The following is a 272-nucleotide window of genomic DNA, read 5'->3' on the forward strand; positions in this document are numbered from 1 at the left end:
GGTAAGTATCCGGCGCCAAAAGATGACAGCCAAATATTAGGATTAGAGTGCGCAGGCATCGTTTGCGATATTGGTGGTAAAGTTGATAAAATTTGGCTTAATAAACGCGTTTTTGCTTTATGTGCTGGTGGTGCTTACAGTGAATATGTTGCGGTTGATGCCAAACAGCTAATGGAGTTACCAGATGACGTGTCTATGAGAGAGGGCGCTGCAATAAGTGAAGTATATTTAACAGCATTTGGTGCTTTGTTTGAATTAGGTAAATTACAAGC

The 272-nt window shown here is 40.8% G+C and carries 1 protein-coding gene; it reads left to right on the forward strand.

The annotated features are described in order from the left end of the window. The coding region (locus AAEY57_RS20040) for an alcohol dehydrogenase catalytic domain-containing protein (protein ID WP_502935508.1) at positions 1 to 272 on the forward strand (272 nt) is incomplete at both ends.

Source organism: Pseudoalteromonas sp. MER144-MNA-CIBAN-0113, assembly GCF_040308965.1.
GTDB lineage: Bacteria > Pseudomonadota > Gammaproteobacteria > Enterobacterales > Alteromonadaceae > Pseudoalteromonas > Pseudoalteromonas tetraodonis.